The 19,646-nt window shown below is 72.6% G+C and carries 13 protein-coding genes; 5 read left to right on the forward strand and 8 right to left on the reverse strand.

The genetic code is table 11. From position 1 onward, the window contains the following. Window positions 1–4: 4 nt before the first annotated feature. Entirely contained in the window at window positions 5–2,170 is a 2,166-nt protein-coding gene (locus NRP21_RS11285) for an alpha-ketoacid dehydrogenase subunit alpha/beta (protein WP_257716301.1), read from the forward strand. A 69-nt stretch (window positions 2,171–2,239) separates the two neighbouring features. Further along, complete coding sequence (locus NRP21_RS11290) at window positions 2,240–3,487, forward strand: aspartate aminotransferase family protein (protein ID WP_257716302.1); 1,248 nt, start codon at window positions 2,240–2,242, stop codon at window positions 3,485–3,487. A 6-nt stretch (window positions 3,488–3,493) separates the two neighbouring features. On the opposite strand, the gene NRP21_RS11295 is transcribed toward NRP21_RS11290, so the two are convergent. From NRP21_RS11295 to NRP21_RS11305, 3 genes are read right to left on the reverse strand one after another with little or no spacing between them, the layout of a single operon-like run. After that, entirely contained in the window at window positions 3,494–4,147 is a 654-nt protein-coding gene (locus tag NRP21_RS11295; RefSeq protein ID WP_257716303.1) for a class II aldolase/adducin family protein, read from the reverse strand. Next, the gene (gene otnK / locus NRP21_RS11300; protein ID WP_257716304.1) at window positions 4,144–5,397 is read right to left on the reverse strand and encodes a 3-oxo-tetronate kinase; all 1,254 of its coding nucleotides are present in this window, start codon (window positions 5,395–5,397) and stop codon (window positions 4,144–4,146) included. Before otnK ends, NRP21_RS11295 begins: the two co-directional genes overlap by 4 nt. An 8-nt stretch (window positions 5,398–5,405) precedes the next feature. Continuing rightward, window positions 5,406–6,974 (reverse strand): ABC transporter substrate-binding protein, encoded by a 1,569-nt coding sequence (locus tag NRP21_RS11305; RefSeq protein ID WP_257716305.1) that lies wholly within the window; start codon window positions 6,972–6,974, stop codon window positions 5,406–5,408. A 198-nt stretch (window positions 6,975–7,172) separates the two neighbouring features. On the opposite strand from NRP21_RS11305, the gene NRP21_RS11310 reads away from it, so the two are divergent. Both NRP21_RS11310 and NRP21_RS11315 read left to right on the forward strand, forming a co-directional pair. Further along, window positions 7,173–8,447 carry a metallophosphoesterase family protein gene (locus NRP21_RS11310; RefSeq protein WP_257716306.1) on the forward strand — a complete coding sequence of 425 codons (1,275 nt, stop codon included), beginning with the start codon at window positions 7,173–7,175 and terminating at the stop codon, window positions 8,445–8,447. Between the two features lie 9 nt (window positions 8,448–8,456). Further along, a complete protein-coding gene (locus NRP21_RS11315) occupies window positions 8,457–11,942 on the forward strand; it encodes an AAA family ATPase (protein ID WP_257716307.1) in 3,486 nt (1,161 codons plus the stop codon). 74 nt (window positions 11,943–12,016) lie between these two features. Here the strand turns inward: NRP21_RS11315 and NRP21_RS11320 are convergent, their stop codons facing one another. The 5 genes from NRP21_RS11320 to NRP21_RS11340 all read right to left on the reverse strand — a co-directional run bounded on the left by NRP21_RS11320 (window position 12,017) and on the right by NRP21_RS11340 (window position 18,329). Beyond that, window positions 12,017–12,997 carry a Bug family tripartite tricarboxylate transporter substrate binding protein gene (locus NRP21_RS11320; protein ID WP_257716308.1) on the reverse strand — a complete coding sequence of 327 codons (981 nt, stop codon included), beginning with the start codon at window positions 12,995–12,997 and terminating at the stop codon, window positions 12,017–12,019. Between the two features lie 87 nt (window positions 12,998–13,084). Then, window positions 13,085–14,038, reverse strand: coding sequence for a tripartite tricarboxylate transporter substrate binding protein (locus NRP21_RS11325; protein WP_257716309.1), 954 nt, complete (start codon window positions 14,036–14,038; stop codon window positions 13,085–13,087). Window positions 14,039–14,152: 114 nt separating this feature from the next. Next, entirely contained in the window at window positions 14,153–15,157 is a 1,005-nt protein-coding gene (locus NRP21_RS11330; RefSeq protein WP_257716310.1) for a Bug family tripartite tricarboxylate transporter substrate binding protein, read from the reverse strand. A 21-nt stretch (window positions 15,158–15,178) separates the two neighbouring features. After that, window positions 15,179–16,870, reverse strand: a complete 1,692-nt coding sequence (locus NRP21_RS11335) for a dihydroxyacetone kinase family protein (protein ID WP_257716311.1) — start codon at window positions 16,868–16,870, stop codon at window positions 15,179–15,181. 22 nt (window positions 16,871–16,892) lie between these two features. Then, on the reverse strand, window positions 16,893–18,329 hold the full coding sequence (locus NRP21_RS11340) for an FAD-binding oxidoreductase (protein WP_308219879.1): 1,437 nt from the start codon (window positions 18,327–18,329) through the stop codon (window positions 16,893–16,895). Between the two features lie 266 nt (window positions 18,330–18,595). Between NRP21_RS11340 and NRP21_RS11345 the strand changes: the two genes are divergently transcribed. Further along, window positions 18,596–19,510 carry a dihydrodipicolinate synthase family protein gene (locus tag NRP21_RS11345; RefSeq protein WP_257716312.1) on the forward strand — a complete coding sequence of 305 codons (915 nt, stop codon included), beginning with the start codon at window positions 18,596–18,598 and terminating at the stop codon, window positions 19,508–19,510. Window positions 19,511–19,646 lie beyond the last annotated feature (136 nt).

The raw sequence follows: 19,646 nt of genomic DNA on the forward strand, positions 1-19,646 counted from the left end.
CCCGATGCAGCGCACCACCATTTCCACCAACACACCCTGGTTCCGGCTGGAGGTGGACGAGGCCGACTGGGCGGCGGAGGACCCCGCCGCCCTCGCCCGCTGGATGGAACAGCTTCTCCTCATCCGTCGCTTCGAGGAAAAGATCCTGGAGTTGCACGGTGCAGGCCTCGTCCACGGCCCCGCCCACGCCTCCATCGGGCAGGAGGCGGGGGCGGTCGGCGCCATGTCCGTCCTCGGCACGGGGGACAAGCTGAATGGCACGCATCGCGCGCATCACCAGATCCTGGCGAAGCTGCTGAACAGCGCCCTGCCGGATGGCTACGACCCGCGCCATGACGAGGCGGTGGAGGAGGCGGGCACCCTCGTCCGCCGTGCCATGGCGGAGATCATGGGATTGTCGGAAGGGTTCTGCGGCGGCCGCGGCGGCTCCATGCACATGCGCTGGGCGCCCGCGGGCGTCGTTGGCACCAGTGCCATCATCGGCGGCAACCTGCCTCATGCCGTGGGCTACGGCCTGGCCGACAAGGTGCTGGGCCGCGACCACGTCTCCGTCGCCTTCTTCGGCGACGGCACGCTGATGGCCGGCCAGTCGATGGAGGCGATCAACCTCGCCGCCCTCTACAACCTGCCCGTCATCTTCTTCCTGGAGAACAACTTCTACGCCGTCTCCACCCATGTCAGCGAGCAGACGCGCGAGACGCGGCTGACCACCCGGGGCGCCATGTTCGGCGTCCCCTCCGTGGAGTGCGACGGCATGGACCTCGTCGCCGTGCGCCGGGCGATGCAGTGGGCGGTGGAGACCATCCGCACCACCGGTGGCCCCGTCTTCGTCGAGGCGATCCTCTACCGCTTCCTGCACCAGAGCGGCCCGCTGCTCGGCAGCCAGCTCGGCTACCGCAGCAAGGAGGAGGAGGCTGAGTGGCGTGCGCGGGACCCGCTGGCTACCATGCCCGCGCGGCTGAAGGCCCTGGGCGTACTGGACGATGCCGGGTTTGCCGCGCTCGATGCCCGCGCCAGGCGGGTGGTAGAGGATGCCGCGGCCGCCCTCACCGAGGTCCCGCGCGGCTCCAACGCCCTGCAGATCCGCGCGGGCGCCCTGCCCGACGCCGCCGCGGTGGAGCACGGCATCCGCGGCGACCTCTCGGAGCTGAATGGCGAGCGCTTCCTTGAAGCCGCCTCGGTCCCGGCCGAGGCGCGGGCGGAGATGAAGTACATCGATGCGATCGCCGCGACCCTGCTGCGGAACATGGAGCGCGATCCCCGCATCGTCCTGATCGGGGAGGATGTGCACCGGCTGCGCGGCGGCGTCTCCGGCTCCACCCGAGGCGCCGTGGAGCGCTTCCCCGACCGCGTCTTCCCTTCCCCCATCTGCGAGAACGGGTTCACCGGCATGGCGCTGGGCGCCGCCGCCTGCGGGCTGCGGCCGGTGGTGGACATCATGTTCGGCGACTTCTGCATCGTGGCGGCCGACCAGATGTTCAACGGCATCGGCAAGTTCTCCCACATGTTCGGCGGTGCCGATGTTCCGGTGGTGGTGCGCGCGCGGGTCTCACCCCAGGCGGGCTATGGATCGCAGCACTCCATGGACCCTTCCGCCCTTTTCGCCCTCTACCCGGCCTGGCGGATCGTCTCCCCTTCAACCCCGCACGACTACATCGGGCTGATGAACGCGGCGCTCCGCTGCAACGACCCTGTGCTGGTGATCGAGCATCAGGACCTGTTCCAGACCACCGGCCCGGTGCCCCGGGACGACCTGGACTACCTCGTCCCCCTTGGCACCGCCCGCACCGCGCGGCCGGGCCGGGCCTGCACGGTCCTGACCTACGCCGCCATGGTTTCCGCCGGCATCAGCGCGGCCGAGGCTGCAGGCATCGATGCGGAGGTGATCGACCTCCGCAGCCTTGATCCCGGCGGGCTGGATTGGGACCGCATCGGGGAGAGCGTGCGCCGCACCGGCCGGGTTCTCATCGCCGAGCAGACAGCGCGCGGCACGAGCCACGGCGCCCGCATCGCGCAGGAGATCGGGGAGCGCCTCTTCGACTGGCTGGATGCCGAGATCCTTCGCGTGACGGGAAGCGAGGCCGCGCCCGTGGTTTCCCGCCCCCTGAATCTGGCGGCCCTCGGCAACGCCGGAAAGGTCGAGGCCGCCCTGCGCCGTCTTGTGTCCTGAGGCCGCGGGGCACTTCCCGTACGAAAGAGAAATATGATATATCAAGCGGCGCTAGACGAGGAACCGTCCATGTCGCAGGCTCTCCTCCCCGAGGCCCCCGCCGCCAGCCCATCCGATGATGCCCTGCGCGCCCGCGCTCGCGCCGTCATCCCCGGCGGCCTCTGGGGCCATTTGAACGCCGCGAAGCTGCCGAAGGGCTACCCGCAGTACTTCACCTCCGCCGAGGGGTGCCGCCTGCGCGACGCGGACGGGCGCGAGTACATCGACTTCATGTGCTCCTGGGGGCCCGTCGTTCTCGGCCACCGCCACCCGCTTGTGGAAGCGGCGGCGCGGAGCCAGGCCGATCAGGGAGACTGCATGAACGGGCCCGCCCCCGTGCTGGTGGAGCTGGCCGAACTCCTGGTGGACACCATCCCCCACGCGGATTGGGCGCTCCTTGCCAAGAACGGCACGGACGCGACCACGGCCTGCGTCACCATCGCTCGCGCGGCCACTGGGCGCCGCAAGGTCCTCGTCGCCCGCGGATCCTATCACGGCGCCGTGCCCTGGTGCTCGCCGTCGCTGGCCGGCGTCACCGCCGAGGATCGCGCCCACCTCCTGACCTTCGACTACAACGACGCGGAGAGCCTGGACGTGGCGGCCGATGCCGCGAAGGGCGACCTTGCCGCCGTCATCGTCACCGCCTTCCGCCACGATTTCGGCCGCCATCAGGATCTGCCCACGCCGGAATTCGCACGCCACCTCCGCGCCCTCTGTGACGCGACGGGCGCGGCGCTGATCCTCGACGACGTGCGCGCGGGGTTCCGCATCCATCTCGGCGGCTCCTGGGAACCGCTTGGCGTGCGCCCGGACCTTTCCGCCTTCAGCAAGGCCATCGCGAACGGCCACCCCCTGGCCGCCGTCACTGGCCGGGATCGCTTCCGCGAGGCCGCCACGCAGGTCTACACCACCGGCTCCTTCTGGTGCGGCGCCGTGCCCATGGCCGCCGCCGTCGCCACGATCGGGGAACTCCGCCGCATCGACGGTCCGGCCCGCATGAAGGCGATGGGCGAACGGCTTCGCGCCGGCCTCGACGCGCTGTCGCGCCAGTACGGGCTTCCCGTCCGCCAGACCGGACCCGCGCAGATGCCGCTGATGATTTTCGAGGAAGACCCGGATTGGGCAAAGGGTGACGCCTTCTGCGCCAGCGCGCTGCGGCACGGCGCCTACTTCCACCCCCGCCACAACATGTTTCTTTCCTGCGCCCACACGGAGGCCGATATCGACCGCGCGCTGGAGGCGGCGGAGGCCGGGTTCCGGGCGGTCCAGAGAGGATAGGCGCCGCTATCCCCGCGAGGGCGCGGCCCCGCCATAGGTCTTGTAGCGTTCCCGCGTGGCGTCCATCTGCGCCGGGTCCAACAGGCGCGGCGCGCCGGCGGAGCGGGCCAGCAGATATTGCCGCGCCAGCGTCTCCAGCCGAACCGCCGCCGCCAGGGCGGCCTTCACGTCGCGGCCGGTGGCAATCATGCCGTGGTTGCCCAGCAGGCAGGCCGTGCGCCCCCGCAGAGCCTCCACCGCCACCTCGGCCAACTCGGGCGTGCCGAAGGTGACGTAGGGGGCGCAGCGCACGTCGTCTCCGCCGAAGCCCGCGATCATGTAGTGGAAGGCCGGCAGTCCCTCGCCGAGGCAGGCCAGCGCCGTGCAGGCATCCGCGTGGGTATGGACGACGCTTCCCACCTCCGGGGAGGCCAGCAGGATCGCCGCGTGCATCGGCCACTCGCTCGATGGCGCGGCGGTGTCCTGCGTGGCGCCGTCCAGTGCCATCCGCACCGTGTCGCCCTCCGCCGTGGCATCCACGGTGGTTCCGGACCGGGTGATGACCATCCCGCCCTCGACCCGGCAGGAGACGTTACCGGCGCTGCCGAAGTTCAGCCCTAGCCGCCCCAATTCCCGGTAGGCCCAGGCCACCTCGCCGCGCGCGGCTTCCGCGTTTGTCATGCGCGCATCCGCTCCAGCACCGTCCCGAACATGTCCACCGGCCCCAGCTTCCCTGACTTCAGGCAAAGCGCCAGCGGAACCGGCGCCTCCGCCGCGCAGACGCCGATGCCGGGGGAGACGTAGGGTGCCACGGACAGCCGCGTGATCCCGAGCGCCCGGATCACCGCGCCGGAGCTCTCGCCACCCGCCACCAGAACGCGCCGCACGCCCGCGTCCACGAGCGCCGACGCCAACGCGCCGAGCAGCCCTTCCGCGGCCCGCGCTGCCCCATCCCGCCCGAACCGCGCCTGCGCCGCCGAAACGGCCTCCGGGTCGCCCGCCGTCGTCACGCAGATCGGCCCGCCCTCCAGCAGCGGCAGGGCCCAGGCCACTGCCTGACGCAGCGCGGCCTCCGGCGAATCCATTCGCGCCAAGTCGATCCGCAGCGCAGGGTGGCGTGCGGCGAAGTGCTCCACCTGCTCGCGCGTACGGTCGGAGCAGCTTCCGGCCAGCACGGCGCCGTGCCCCGCCGCGCGCGGCGCGGGCTCAGGCGCCGCGGCGGAGAGCAGCCCCTTCTCCCGCCAGATCGCCGGGAAATGCGCCGCGAGGTTGGAACCGCCCGTCGTCAGCTTCCAGTCCCAGCTCGCCCGCGCCAGGGTCGCCAGGTCCTCCTCCGTGCCCGCATCCGCGATCGCGCAGGCCACGCCGTCGGCCCGCAGCGCCGCGACATGGCGGCCCACCTCCTCCGCGCCCCGCGCGATGACGTGCAGCGGGATCAGCCCCACGCGCCGCTGCGTCTGCGGCGTCAGCACCTTCACCAGGTCCGGCTCCGTCATCGGCGTCAGCGGATCGAAGCGCTTCGGCGAGTTGGAGACGAGCTGGGCGCCGACGAAGAGGTGCCCCATGAACACCCGCCTCTCCGCCTCCGGGAAGGTCGGGGCGAAGATCGTGAAACCGGCCCCTGTCCGGTCCATCAGCAGGTCGGCGCAGGGCCCGATATTGCCTTCGGGCGTGGAATCGAAGGTCGCGCAGTACTTGAAGAACAGGCGCTCCGCCCCGGCGCCCAGCAGCGCCTCCGCCGCCCGCGCGAAGCCGGCCCGCGCCTCCTCCACGGGTGCGACGCGGGAGGGCATTGCCACCACCACCGCGTCCTGGCCCGGCGGCACCGGCGCGTCGTCCAGCACCAGTGCCACCCGCATCCCGCCCGCCGCCAGCATCCCCGCGAGCTCCACCGCGCCCGTCAGGTCATCCGCGATCCCGCCCAGCAGCATCGGGCCGCTCAGGCCTCCACCTGCCAGAACATCGGGAAGCTGGACGGGATCAGGTTCTTCAGCCGCGCGCGGTAGCCCGCCGGGCGCGAGAACTGCCCCCACATGATGCTCGGCGCCAGCTCGTAAGCCGCCCGCTGGATCTGCTCCGCCACCCCCTTTCGCGCGGCGGCGTCCGGTGCGCGCACGAAGTCCTGCAGCAGGGTCGTGATCCGACCATCGCAGCTCCGCCCGGGATAGTCGGAGCAGTTGTTGGCGACGTAGAAGTGGTTCAGCGGCGAGATCATGTCCACGCCATTCGCGTAGACGGGGAACAGCCCCCACCCGTCGGGCCGCGCCCGCCGCGCCAGCACGGTGCCCCAGTCCATCACCTGCTCGTCCACGGTGAAGCCGGCCTTCTTCATGTTCTCGGCCAGCACGTGCGCGGCCGTCTGCGAGATGGAGGCCGAGACCTCAAGCATGATCACGGGCTCGCCCTTGTAGCCCGTGCGGGCCAGCGCCGCCTTCGCGCCCTCCACGTCGAAGCGCGCCACCTCGGATCCCGCGGCCGTCTCCAGCGGCGTGTCGCACATCCAGAAGGACGGGCAGTTCTCCTGCCGGAACTCCGCGGGGATGCCGATGGCGTCCAGCACCTGCTTCTGATCCACCAGCTTCCACATCACCTGCCGCACCGCGGGATCCGCAAAGGGGCCGCTCGCGTGGTTCAGGCGGAAATTGCCCTGGAACATGTCGATGCCCTTCAGCCCCATCAGCCGCACCTCCCGGTTGCGGCGCAGCGGGGCCAGGAAGTCGAAGGGCAGGTACTGCATGTAGTCGATCTCGCCGGCGGAGAGCGCGTTCGCGCCCGTCGCGTCGTCCGGCATGGTCTTGAGCACGAGTTCGTCGATCTTCACCACCTTGCCGCCCGCCAGGAAGTCCGGTGGCTCGGCCCGCGGCACGTAGCGCGCGTTCCGGCGCAGCACCATGCGGTCCCCGGTGCGCCACGCCTCCCGCACGAAGGTGAAGGGTCCGGAGCCGATGATCTCGGTGATGCGCGCCTCGCCCGCGGGCAGGATGCGCTCGGGCATGATGAAGGGAACGGGGGCGTTGGGCTTGCCCAGCACCTCCAGCATCAGCGGGAAGGGTTCCTTCAGCGCGATGGAGAAGCTGCGCGCATCCTCCGCCCGCATCTCCCGCATCGCGGCCAGCAGCATCCGCCCCAGGCTGTCCCGGGAGGCCCAGCGGCGGAGGGAGGCCACGCAATCCGCGGCCGTCACCGGCGCGCCGTCATGGAAGGCCAGGCCGTCGCGCAGGGTGAAGCGCCATTCCAGCCCGTCGGCGGACACGGTATGGCCTTCCACCATCTGCGGGCGGATCGCACCCTTCGAATCCTGGGCGAAGAGCGTGTCGAAGACCTGATAGCCGAAGCTGCGCGTGATCGCGGCCGTGGTGGCGTGCGGATCGACGATCACCACCTCGGATTCCAGCACGGCCGTCACCGTTCCCGCGGCCCGGGCGGGCCGGGGCGTCATCAGCAACGCCGGCAGCGCCAGGGAGCCGGCGGCGAGCAATCCCCGGCGGGTAGAGTGCAGATCAGACAAGGAAGCCTCCCGTCTTGTGACACGCGCCCTCGGCCCATACGGCCGCCTGCGCCGTGAACATTAAGACATCAGGACGAGACAGCAAGATATGATATATCGAAAGGCCGCAGGTGTGGTGAGGACCGGCGCCCAATCCCGGCGGTGCGGGCCTGCGCCGTCGCTGGAATGCTCCTGGCGGGTCGCGTAGGATCGGGCACCTTGACCAGCTTCCGATTCCTCCACGCGGCCGACCTGCACCTCGATAGTCCCCTGCGCGGTTTAGGCGCCGACGCGTCGGCCGAGCGCATCCGGGGAGCCACGCGCGATGCCCTGCGGAACCTCGTGGACCTCGCGATCCGGGAGCGCGTGGATTTCGTCGTCGTGGCCGGTGACCTCTATGACGGTGACTGGCCGGATTTCCGCACGGGTCAGGCGCTCGTCGCCGCCTTTGCCCGGCTGACCCGCGCCGGCATCCGGGTGGTGGCCGTCCGCGGCAACCACGACGCGGAGAGCGTCCTGACCCGCTCCCTCCGCCTGCCAGAGGGCGCCGCGCTGCTCCGCGCGGACCGGCCGGACACGGTGGACTGGCCGGAGCTTGGCGTCGTGCTGCACGGGCAGAGCTTTGAGACGCGCGACGTGCAGCAGAACCTGGCCCAGTCCTATCCGCAGCCCGCGCCCAATCGCTTCAACATCGGCCTGCTGCACACCGCCGCCACCGGGCGCCCGGGCCACGCCTCCTATGCCCCCTGCACCGTCGATCAGCTGGCGTCCCACGGGTATGACTACTGGGCGCTGGGCCATATCCACGCGCGCGAGGAGGTGTTGCGGGATCCCTGGATCGTCTTCCCCGGCAATCTCCAGGGCCGCCACGTGAACGAGGGCGGCGCCAAGGGCGCCAGCCTCGTTACCGTGCGGCACGGCCGCGTGGTGGCGCTGGACCACCACGCGCTGGACGCGGTGCGCTGGGCGCGCGTGACGGTGGACTGCGAAGGGGCGGCCGACGAGGAAGCGGTGCTGGATCGCTGCCGCCGCGCCATCGGCACGGCGGTGGATGCGGCCGATGGTCGCCTGCTCGCCATGCGGTTGCGGCTGGAGGGCCCCTGCCCCGCCCACCTCGCCCTCGCCCGCGACCCCGCGAGCCTGCGCCAGAAGATCCTGGCGGCCGGGCTGGAGGCCGCTGAGGCGGGTTCCTTCTGGCTGGAGGATGTCCGCATCGCCACCCGCCCGATGCAGGACTTGGAGACGCTGCGCGCGCGGGACGATGCGGTGGGGCGACTGGTGCGGGCGATCGAGGCCCTGGCGGAGCGGCCGGAGGAGGTCGCCGCCCCCGCGGCGCCGGGCTACGCCACCGGCCTGCTGGACCGTGCCTCCGGCGGCCTGCGGCAGGCCCTCGGCCCCGACCACCCGGCGGTGCTGGCGGCGGGCGGCCAGGTGCCGCCGGAGATGCTGCGGCGGGCGCGGGACCTCCTGCTGGCCCGCCTTGCCCAGGGCTGATCGCCGACCTTGCGCCTGACCACCCTTACCCTGAAGCGCTACGGCCCCTTCGCCGAGAAGGCCCTCTCGCTCGACCCGATGCCGGGGCGCATCAACCTCGTCCTCGCGCCGAACGGGGCGGGCAAGTCGGTGCTGCGCCACGCCTTCGGGGAACTGCTTTTCGGCATCGGCGGGCAGACGCCCATGGGCTTCCGCCACGGCTATGCGGGCATGCAGCTCTCGGCCACGGGCCTGTCGGCTGATGGCGCGCCGATCGCGTTCACCCGGAAGAAGGGCCTGAAGAACACGCTGACGGGCGAGGGAGATGCCCCGCTGGACCAGGCCTGGCTGGACCGGCAGCTTGGCCGGGCGGATAGGGAACTTCTCGCCCAACTCTACGCCCTGGACACGGAGCGGCTTCGCCAGGGCGGGCGGGAGCTGCTGCAGTCCGGTGGGGCCCTGGCCGAGGCGCTGCTCGCCGCCGCGGGCGGCCTGCGCGAGGCTTCCGCCCTGCGGCGCAGCCTGGAGGAGGAGCGCGACAAGCTCGCGCCCCTGCGCCGCGTGGCCACGCGGCCCTTCTACACGGCCCTGGACCGCTGGACGGAGGGCCGGCGGGTGCTGAAGCAGAGCCTGCTCCGGCCGGAGGAATGGGCGGCGCGGGAGGCGGAGCTGCGGCAGGCCGAGGCGGCGCGCGACGCCGGCAACGCTGCCGCGCGCGAGGCCGCGGAAAGGCTGCGCCGGCTGGAACGGATCCGCCGCGTGCGCCCCCTTCTCGCCCGGCATGCTGCCGCGACTGCCTGGCTGGAGGCGCATCCCACGGCCCCGCGCCTGCCGCCCGGCCTGGACGCCCGGTTGCCGGAGGCCCGGGCCACGGTGGCCCGCGCGGCGCACGGGCTGGAGACGGCGCGGGCCGCCCTGACGCGGCTGGAGGAGGAGATCGCCTCCATCGCCACCAACGATGCCTTGCTGGCCCTCGGGGACGAGATCGGGGCGCTGGTGGGGATGCTGGGCCTCGCCGCCCAGGCGGCCGAGGGGCTTCCGGCGGCGGAGGTGGCCCTGGCGGAAGCGCGGGCTCGTGTGGCCTCCGCGCTCCTACGGCTCGGCCATCCCGGGGCTGAGAATCCTGCGGCGCTCATCCCTTCCCCGGCCCTGGTGTCGCGGCTGCGGCGATTGATCACGGAGGACGCGACTCAGGCTGCGGCACTGGCCGGAATGCCACGCCGCCTTGCCGAGGCGCAGGCGCGGCTGGCCGAGGCCGAGGCCGCCCTGGCCGCCCTGCCTCCGCCCGGCGACACGGATCGCCTGGAGGTTCTCCTGGCCGAGATCCGGCGGGAGGGGGACCCGACCCGCCAGCTGGCGGCGGCGCGACGCACCCTCTCCGAGGCGGAGGCGCGGTTGGCCGCGGCGCTGGCGCGCCTTCCCGGCCCTCGTCAGGAGGCCGCGGCCCTGGTCATGGCGGCACCGGATCCCGCCGCGCTGGAACGCCTCTCCGGCACCCGCGAGGCGGCCATGCAGGCGGCTGGGCGGCGCGCGGAGGCCACGGAGCGGGCGGCGGCGGCGCTGGCCACAGCCCGTCAGGAACGGGCGCGGCTGGAGGCGGGCGGCACCCCGCCCTCCCGCGAGGCACTGGCGCTGGCGCGTTCCCGCCGGGAGGCTGGATGGAGCCTTGTCCTGCGTCGCCTCTCTGGCGAAGCGCCGGACTTGTCCGCCGAGCAGGTTTATGGCGGTGAGCGCCCCCTCCCCTTCGCCTACTCGGAGGCGGTCGCGGGGGCAGACCGGGTGGCCGATGCCCTGTGGACGGATGCGGAGCGCGCCGCACAGGCCGAAAGCCTCGCGCGGGTCCTGGAGGAGCGCGAGGCAGGGCTGGCGGCGGCACGGCAGGAGGAGGCGGAGGCCCGGGCGGTTCTTGCGGCTGCCGGTGCGGCCTGGGAAGGGGCGGTCCGGCCGCTCGGCCTGGATGGCGGGGCGGGCCTGCCGGAGGTCCAGCGCGTGCTGGCCGCGCGGGAGGCCGCGCTCGGCGCACAGCAGGAACTGGCGGCGGCGGGGGCGGCTCTGGCCGAGCGGGAAGCCTGGCAGGAGGGCACGGCGCTGCGCCTCGCCCACGCCCTGGGAGAGGCCCCTGCCCTAGAGCTCCCGGTCCTGATCGACCTGGCCGAGGACCGCCTGCGCCGACACCGGACGGCCGAGGGGGAGAGGCGGGCGAGGCAGGCCGAGTTGGACGCCGCGCGGGAGGCGCTCCGCGGCGCGGAGCAGGAGGAGGCCGAAATCGCCCTCGGGCGGGACGAGTGGCGAGGTGGGTGGACCACGGCGATGCGGCAACTCGGGCAGCCGGCTGAGATCCCGCCCGCGGCGCTGGAAGAGCTCTTGGGTAGCTACGACGAGCTGGCGAAGGCGGTGGGCGAGACATCCCGGCTGGAAGCGCAGGTGGCGGATTGGCAGAGGGTTCTGGCCCGTCTCCAGGCCGGCCATGCCGGGCTCTGCCGCGGGCTCGGCCTGCCGGCGGGGTCCGATGCCGTCGCCGGGGTGAAGGAACTGGACCGCCGGCAGCGCGCCGAGGCAGCCCTGGCGGAGCGGCGGGCGGGGCTGATCGAGCAGCGCGACCGGCAGGCGGTGCTGGTGCGCAATGGCGAGGCGGCCCTTTCGGAGGCGGATGCCGCGCTCCGCGCCGTGCTCGCCGCGGCCGGTGCCGAAAACGCCGACGCCGCCGAGGAGAGGATCGCGCTGGCGCTCGAACGGGCGCGGCAGGAGGAGGCGCGTGCCGCTGCCGAGGCGGAGCTGCTGGCCGGCAGCGATGGCCTGACGATCGATGCGGTGCGGGAGGAATCCGAGGCCCATCCGCCGGGCACGCTGGAGGCCGGGCTGGAGGAGGCGCAGGCGGCCGGGCAGCGACACGCCGAGGAGGCCCAGGCGGCGGTAGCCCGCGCCACGGCGCTCGACATGGAGTTGCAGCGGCTGGCCGGGGACGACATGGCCGTGCAGGCCGCGGCGGGCGAGGCGGCAGCGGCTTCCCTGCTCGGCCGGACGCTGGACGACGCCCTGCTGATGCAGGTGGCGGTGGACCTGCTGGAGGCGGCGCTGGGCGCGGTGCAGGACGGCGCCGACGATGCCCTGCTGCGGCGGATCAGCGCGGCCTTCAGCCTGCTGACCGGCGGGGCCTATACCGGCGTCACCTCGCAGGAGGATGAGCGCGGCACGGCGCGGCTGGCCCTGCGGTCGCGCGACTTCCCCGATGAGGAAACGGGGGTGGATCAGCTCTCCGAGGGCACGCGGGACGGCCTCTTCCTCGCGCTGCGCCTCGTCGCCATCGAGGACCAGGCGGCCAGCGGGACCGTGCTGCCCTTCGTGGGTGACGACATCCTGCAGAGCTTCGACGACGCGCGCGCGGCCGCCGCACTCCAGGCGCTGCTCGCGCTCAGCACGACGACGCAGGTCATCCTGCTGAGCCACCACGAGCACCTGCGGGACATCGCCGAGAAGTGCCTGCCGGGCGCGGCCCTGCATCTGCAACGGCTGTAGGCGATCGCCGCCTGGCCGGGGCACGCCCAGCTGGCGGACGGCAGGCGGCCGAGTGCCTGTGCCCGGCCTGGCCCCTAATCCGCCTTCAGCCGCCCTTCCTTCGTCGCCCTGCTGGAGAGGGCGTGTTCCGCCTCCAGGATGCGCGCGAACTCCTCAGCGGTCCCAGCATAGGCCTCGCTCCCGAGATCGCGGGCGCTCTTCACCATCTGCGGATCGGCCACGGCCTCCCGGATCGCGTCCGACAGCCGGTCCCGCAGCTCCTTCGGGGTGCGGGCGGGAACGAGGAGGCCGATATAGGTGGTGCCGTCCACCTCGCCGAAGCCGAGCTGCGAGACCGTCCTCACGTCGGGCAGGGCGGCGTCGTTCGCCGGGCCGAGAACGGCGAGCGCGCGCAGCGCGCCGGACCGGATATGCGGCAGGGCGCTCGTGACCTGGTCGAAGTGAACGTCGATCTGCCCGCCGAGCAGGTCGCTCAGGGCCGGGCCGGACCCGCGATAGCTGACCACGGTGAACTTGGTGCCGAGAAGGTTCTCGAGCTGGAGTAGCGCGAGGTGGTTCGGCGTGCCCGGCCCGGAATGGCCGGCGTTGAGCTTGCCCTCCCCCGAACGGGCATAGGCCGCGAGGTCGGCGAAGCTGCGGAGGCGCTCGTCGCCGCTGCGGGCCAGCACCACCATGGAGCTGCGGTTGACGAGGCTGAGCGGTGCGAAATCCGCGCGGGTATAGGGCGTGCTCGTCATCTCCGGCACCGTGACGATCACGCCGGCACCGGCGAGGAGCAGGGTGTGCCCGTCCGGCGCGCTGCGCGCGACCTGCCCCGCGCCGATGGCACCGCCCGCGCCGGGCCGGTTATCGACGACCACGGACTGCCCGAGTGCCTTGCCGAGCGCCGTGGCGACGATCCGCCCGACAAGATCGGTGTTCCCGCCCGGGGCGAAGGGCACGACGATGGTGAGGGCCCTGTTCGGAAAGCCCTGGGCCCGGACCCCTGACGGGATGGCGGCGCCTGTCGCGGCCAGGGCACCGAGCGCCAGAAGCCCGCGGCGGTCGAATGGCATGAGTTCCTCCGTTTCTCTGTTCCCGGGGTCCGCCCGTCGCGTCCCCGGTGTCGCGTGGCGCCTGGGCCCCCTGCGGCGGCCCGCTGCTCAGCCCTGGAAGTAGCGGCGGTAGCGCGCATCCTCGTCGCGGATCAGCGACGTGAAATCCGCGGTGTCGAGGTAGCGGATGCCGAAGCTCTGCTGCGCCATGAAGCTGACGAAGCGCGGGTCGGCCGCTGCGGCGCGCATGGCGTCGCGCCAGCGGGCCAGCACCGGTTCCGGCGTGCCGGGCGGGGCGGCGAGGCCGCGCCATGTCACGACGTCGATGTCGAAGCCCTGCTCGATCGCGGTCGGCGCGTCCGGGAAGGCCGGAAGCCGATCCTTCGCCGTCACCGCCAGGATGCGGGCGACACCGCCCTCCACCTGGCCGCGCGCCTCCACGGCGCTGAAGGCCGTGGCCTCGATGTTCCCCGCCGCGAGGTCCTGCAGCCCGGGCGCCGCGCCGGGATAGACGACATGGGTAAGCTTCACCCCGGCGATGCGCTCCAACTCCAGCGCAACGAGGTGCCATGTGCCGCCGGCGCCGCTATTCGCCACGCGCACCGTTTCCGGGTTCGCGCGGGCATGGGCGGCCAGGGCGGCGAGGTCCCGCCAGGGCGCGTTGCGGGCCACGGTGATGGCGCCGGGATCGACGTTGAGCAGCGCGATCGGCTGGAGGTCGTGCCATGTCAGCGGTGAGGGCGCGAAGAGCGGTGCGGTCAGCAGGTTCGGAACGATCAGCCCAACCGTGGTCCCGTCCGGTGGGGCGCTGCGGACGGCCATGTGCCCGACCACGCCGTTCCCGCCGGGGCGGTTGTACACCGTGACCGTGGCGCCCAGGCGTTCGGACAGGATGGGCGCCACCGCGCGGGCCACCACGTCGGTGCCGCCGCCGGGCGCCCAGGGCACCACCAGGGTGATGGGGCGCCCCGCGACGCCCTGCGCCAGCGCCGGCCGCGCCAGGGTGGCGGATGCGGCGGAGAGCGTCGCGGCGAGCGCGCCGCGACGGGTGATGGTGGTCATCGCTGTTGTCCTCCCTTTGTCCTTGTTCTTGTCGTTGCGGCCGGATCGGCCCGGCGCGTGGTCGGAAGGGGGTCCCTCCGGGGCCGCGGCACGGCGCACGGAGGGACCGTCGCGCTACTCCAGCTTGATCTCGGCCTGGCGGATCACCTCGGTCCAGGTCGCCGTCTCGCTCTCGATGTTCGCCCGCACCACGTCCGGCGGGTTGAACTGCGGCACGAAGCCGCGCTCGGCGTAGAGGCGCAGCAGCTCCGGCGAGGCGAGGGCCTGCTTCAACGCCGCCGTCAGCTTCGCGACGATGGCAGGGTCGGTCCTGGCCGGGACCAGCAGCGCCTGCCAGCTGTTCACCTCGGCCCCGGGGACCCCGGCCTCGGCGGCGGTGGGCACGTCTGGCAGGGCCGGGAGGCGCTGCGGCGTGGCGATGGCGAGCAGGCGGATGCTGTTCGCCCCCTGGTGCGACTGCACGAGGCCGAGCGTGTCGAACAACAGCTGGACGCGCCCGGCGATGAGGTCCGTCAGCGCGGGCGCCGCGCCGCGATACGGCACGTGGATCAGCTGTAGCCCCGCGCGGAGGGCGAAGAGCTCGCCCACCAGGTGCGTCACGCCGCCGGCGCCGCCGGACGCGAAGCTGACCTGCCCCGGCCGCGCCCGGGCATAGGCGACGAACTCCCGCAGGTCCTTCACCGGAAGGCTGGCCGGGACGATGTAAAGCAGCGGGTCCGTGGTGACCTGCCCCACCGGAACCAGATCGCGCGAGGGTCGGGCGCGCGTGTTGCTGTAGAGGATGGGGTTGGTGACGAGGATGCCGGAATTGGAGTGCAGGATGGTGTAGCCGTCCGGCGGCGCTTCCGCGACGTGCTCCATGCCGATGTTCCCCGCCGCACCCGGCCGGTTGTCCACCACCACGGGCTGGCCGAGGATACTGCTCAGCGTCTGGGCAAGAGGGCGCGAGACCGTGTCCACGCCGCCGCCCGCGGCGAAGGGCACGACGATGCGGATGGGCCGGTTGGGGTAGGACGCGGCGGGGGACTGGGCCTGCGCGAGGCCACCGGCCGCGAAGAGGCCGGCCGCGGCGAGACCCAGGGCGCGCCGCGCCAGCCGGCCGGGAATGCGGGACGTCATGGATGTTCCTCCTTCTTGGTTTCAGTGCGCGAATTGCGGGCTCAGGGCCTCCAGCCAGACCACGGCCGCCGCCGCTCCCGCGTCCGGCGTGCCCAGGGCGCGGTCGCCGAGGTAGCTGGCCCGGCCGAGGCGCGGGCGCATGGCGGCGGTGGCCTCCGCCCCGGCCCGTGCGGCCCGCACAGCCTCCTCCCAGGCCGCGCCTGGCGCGCGCCCCGATTCCAGCGCGCCCGCGAAGGCCTCCGCGGCGGGGCGCAGCGCGTCCAGCATGGTGCGGTCGCCCGGCCTGGCGCCGCCCAACTCCGCGATGGCATCCACGGCGGCGGTCAGCGCGCGGGACCAGTCCCGGGGTGCGGGCTCGGCCGGCAATGCGCGCGCGGCGCGCAGAAGCGCCGTGGCGTAGAAGGGGCCGGAACTGCCGGCGATGGCGCGCCGAAGCGCCTCTCCCATCCGCACCAGCGCGGCCGGCGCCTCTGCCCAGGCGGCATCCGGCAGGGCCTGCAGGGCGGCAGCGCCGCGCGACATGCTGATGCCCAGGTCGCCATCGCCCGCGGCGCTGTCCAGCGCGGTGAGTCGCGCCTCGGCCGCTTCAAGCGCCGAGGCGGCGGCCAGAACGGCGCGGCGCACCGCCACGCCCGCGGGCGTGGCCTGGCGCGCGACATCGGCCGCGGGCACGGCGCTCACCCCGATCAGCCTCCGGGCCGCCGCGATCCGGCCGCTGCCAGGCCAGGCAGGGGCGTCCGCCGGCGCATCCAGCCGCGCCACAAGCGCGTCGTTCACCCGCATCACCGTCAGCGACGCGCCGGGCATCTCCAGCGCGGTAAGGAGGTTGCCGCACCAGGCGCGCTCCACCACCAGCCCCCTCTCGCGCAGCAGGGCCAGGGCACGGCGGGCAACCACGGCCAGTTCCATCGGCGGCGTGCCGCCCAGCCCATTGACCAGCAGCGCCACGCGCTCCCCCGCGCGCAGGGCCGCGTCGGCCAGGATTGTGTCGAGGATCTCCTCCACGAACGCGTCGGCCGGGCGCAGGGGGACGCGGCGCACGCCCTGTTCCCCGTGGATGCCCAGGCCCAGCTCCGCCTCGTCCTCGAGGAGCGAGAAGCCGGGCATTCCCGCGGCGGGCACGGTGCAAGCACCGAGCGCGACGCCCATGGTGCCGATCGCCGCCGCCGCGGCGCGCGCCTCCGCCACCACCGCTTCCAGCGGCAGCCCGGCCGCCGCCGCGGCGCCGGCCACCTTGTGCACCAGCACCGTCCCGGCGATGCCGCGCCGCCGTGCCGGCTCCACCGTGTCGCGCAGCGCCACGTCGTCCGCCACCACCACCACCTCGGCAGGAATGCCCTCGGCGCGGGCCAGTTCCGCGGCCAGGCCGAAGTTCAGCCGGTCGCCCGTGTAGTTCTTCACGATCAGCACGGCGCCCGCCGGGCCGGCCGCGGCGCGAATGCCCGCCAGCACCGCATCCACGCTGGGCGAGGTGAAGACGTCGCCCGCGACCGCGGCGTGCAGCATTCCTGCGCCGACATAGCCCGCATGGGCCGGCTCGTGGCCGCTGCCGCCGCCCGAGAGCACGGCCACGCCGCGCGCGGCGGGATCCGGCAGGTCGGACCGCACCACCACGTCCTCGTCCCGCAGCAATGCCTGTCCGGGGTTCAGGTCCACCTGCCCCTCCAGCATCTCGCGCACCACGCCGCGGGGGTCGTTCAGGAGCTTCTTCATGCCGTCCGTCTTCTCCGTGGTCTCAATCCAGCGGCTTCAGCAGCTTGCCCGGATTCATGATCCCGAGCGGATCGAGCGCCTTCTTCACCGCCCACATGAGCGACAGCGCCTCGCCGTGCTCCTCCGCCGCGAGGTCGAGCTTGTGCATCCCGATCCCGTGCTCGCCGGAGCAGGTGCCGCCCAGGCGAATGGCGCGCTTGCCCGTGCGCCGCGCGAGGCCCTCGGCACGGGCGCGCTCCTCCGGATCGTTCGCGTCGAAGAGGATGCCGAGATGGAAGTTCCCGTCCCCGACATGCCCGACCAGCGGCGCCAGAAGCCCGGTCGCGGCGACGTCCGCCTCGGTCTCCAGGATGCACTCGGCCAGTGCCGAGATCGGCACGCAGGCGTCCGTCCCCATCTGGCTCTTGCCGGGCAGGTAATGCAGGTTGGCGTAGTAGGTGTGGTGCCGTGCCTTCCAGAGGCGCGATCGCTCCTCGGGCCGGTTGGCCCATAGGAAGCCGCTGCCGCCCATCTCCTCGCAAGCCGCCTGCACCATCTCCACCTGCTCGGCGACGGCGGCGGGACTGCCCTGGAACTCCAGGAACAGAGTCGGCAGTTCCGCCATCCCGTCCAGCTTCGAGTAGCGGATGCACATGTGCATCTGCAGCGCGTTCACGAACTCGATCCTCGCCATGGGGATACCGGCCTGAAGGATGGCGACCGTGGCGTCGAGTGCAGCCGGCACGCCCGGGAACTGGCATACGGCTGCCGAGACCGTTTCGGGCAGGCCGTAAAGCCGGAGCTGCACTTCGGTGATGAGGCCCAGCGTGCCTTCCGAGCCGACATAGAGCCGCGTCAGGTCCAGCCCCGTGGCCGACTTCCGCGCGCGGGTGCCGGTGCGGACGATGCGGCCGTCCGGGGTCACGACGGTCAAGCCCAGCACGTTCTCCCGCATCGTGCCGTAGCGCACGGCGGCGGTGCCCGAGGCGCGCGTCGCCGCCATGCCGCCGATGGAGGCATCGGCGCCCGGATCGACCGGGAAGAACAGCCCGTGGGAGCGAAGCTCGGCATTCAGCCGCAGACGCGTGACGCCCGCCTGCACGCGGCAGTCCAGCGCGTCCGGCGAGACCTCCAGCACGCGGTCCATGCGGGAAAGGCTGATGCAGAGTCCGCCGCGGAGCGCGGTGACATGCCCTTCCAGCGATGTGCCCGCCCCGAAGGGCACGATAGGCACACGGTGCGCGCAGCAGAGGCGCGCGATCGCCGCTACCTCCTCGTTGCTCTCCGGAAAGGCGACGGCTTCGGGCGGGTAGAGATCCGGAACCCCTTCCCCCCGCCCGTGCTGCTCGCGCACGGACTGCCCGGTCGAGAGGCGATCGCCCAGCATGGCGCGGAGCGCGGGCAGAATGGGACCGACAGTGCCCCCCACGGGCGGCATGGCATCAGCCGTCTGCGGCGCGGCACCGAGTTCTGCGATCATCCCGTTTCCTCGGGGGCTGCTGCCGCACCGGAATGGCGCAACGGGCCTAGCCCCTCCCTTTCACCTACGGACTTGTTGAGTGGATGTCCATATTCCGGACATAAGCTGCTCAACCTGATCCGCGCCTGTCAAGGGCTGGATCCGCCGTTCGCAAACATGCTCTTTAGGGCGGCCGCCGAATCTGAAATGCCTCGTTGACCTCAGTAACCGATCCACTCCAGTATGTCCGCGATCCGGACATCACCGGCATTCCCAGGAGGAGACACATGGCTTCCAAGATCCACGGCATCATCCCGCCGATGACCACGCCCTTCACGGCGGAGGGCGAGATCGACGAGGGCGCCTACCGCAACCAGATCCGGTGGTTCCTGGGCACGGGCGTGCACGGCATCTGCGTCGGCGGCAGCACCGGCGAGGGCCACACCCTCACCCGCGACGAGTTCAAGCTGCTGATGGAGATCGCGGCTGAGGAAGTGGGCGGCCGCGTTCCCCTGATCGCCGGCATCATCGCCAACAGCACGCGTGAGGCGATCCTGCGTGCGCGCGACATCGAGCACCTGGCGATCGACGCGCTGCAGATCACGCCGGTGCACTACCTGTTCAAGCCGAGCGAAGAGGCGACCTTCAACCACTTCAAGACGCTGACGGAATCGGTGAAGCAGCCCGTCATCATCTACAACGTCATCCCCTGGAACTACCTGACCCCCGCCCAGCTTCTGCACATCATGCGCGAGCTACCCGGCGTGATCGGCGTGAAGCAGAGCCAGGGCGACCTGAAGCTGATGGCGGACCTGCTGCTCGACGTGCCGGAGGGCAAGCTCGTCTTCACCGCGGTGGACGCCCTGCTCTACCCGTCCTTCGCCCTGGGATCGCCGGGCACGATCGCCGCGAACCCGACGGCCGTGCCGACCGCCTGCGTCGCCCTTTGGGACGCGGTGCAGCGCGGGGACCACGCCTATGCCATGCAGCTGCACGACCGGATGCTGCGCTTCTGGAACACGATCGTGGGTGACAACCTGCCGGCCTGCGTGAAGGCCGTGCTGGAGATGCAGGGCTGCCCGGTGGGGCTGCCCCGTGCCCCGATGCCGGCCGCCAGCGCGAAGCAGCGCGCCGCCATCGAGCCGGCCCTGCGCCACCTGCTCGAGATCGTGGACAAGCCGGTCCGCGCGGCGGCGGAGTAGCGGTGGGATGCGGCGGGCGGCGATTTCCCTTGCGCCGCCGCCCGCTGCGGCCTAACCGTTTCCAATGCCCGACGACATGGCCGTGATACCGCCGCCTCAGGAGGCCGGGGGCCGTCAGAGCGTCAAGTCACTCCTC

The sequence above is a fragment of the Roseomonas populi genome, from assembly GCF_024594815.1.
In the GTDB taxonomy this organism is placed as follows: domain Bacteria; phylum Pseudomonadota; class Alphaproteobacteria; order Acetobacterales; family Acetobacteraceae; genus Roseomonas; species Roseomonas populi.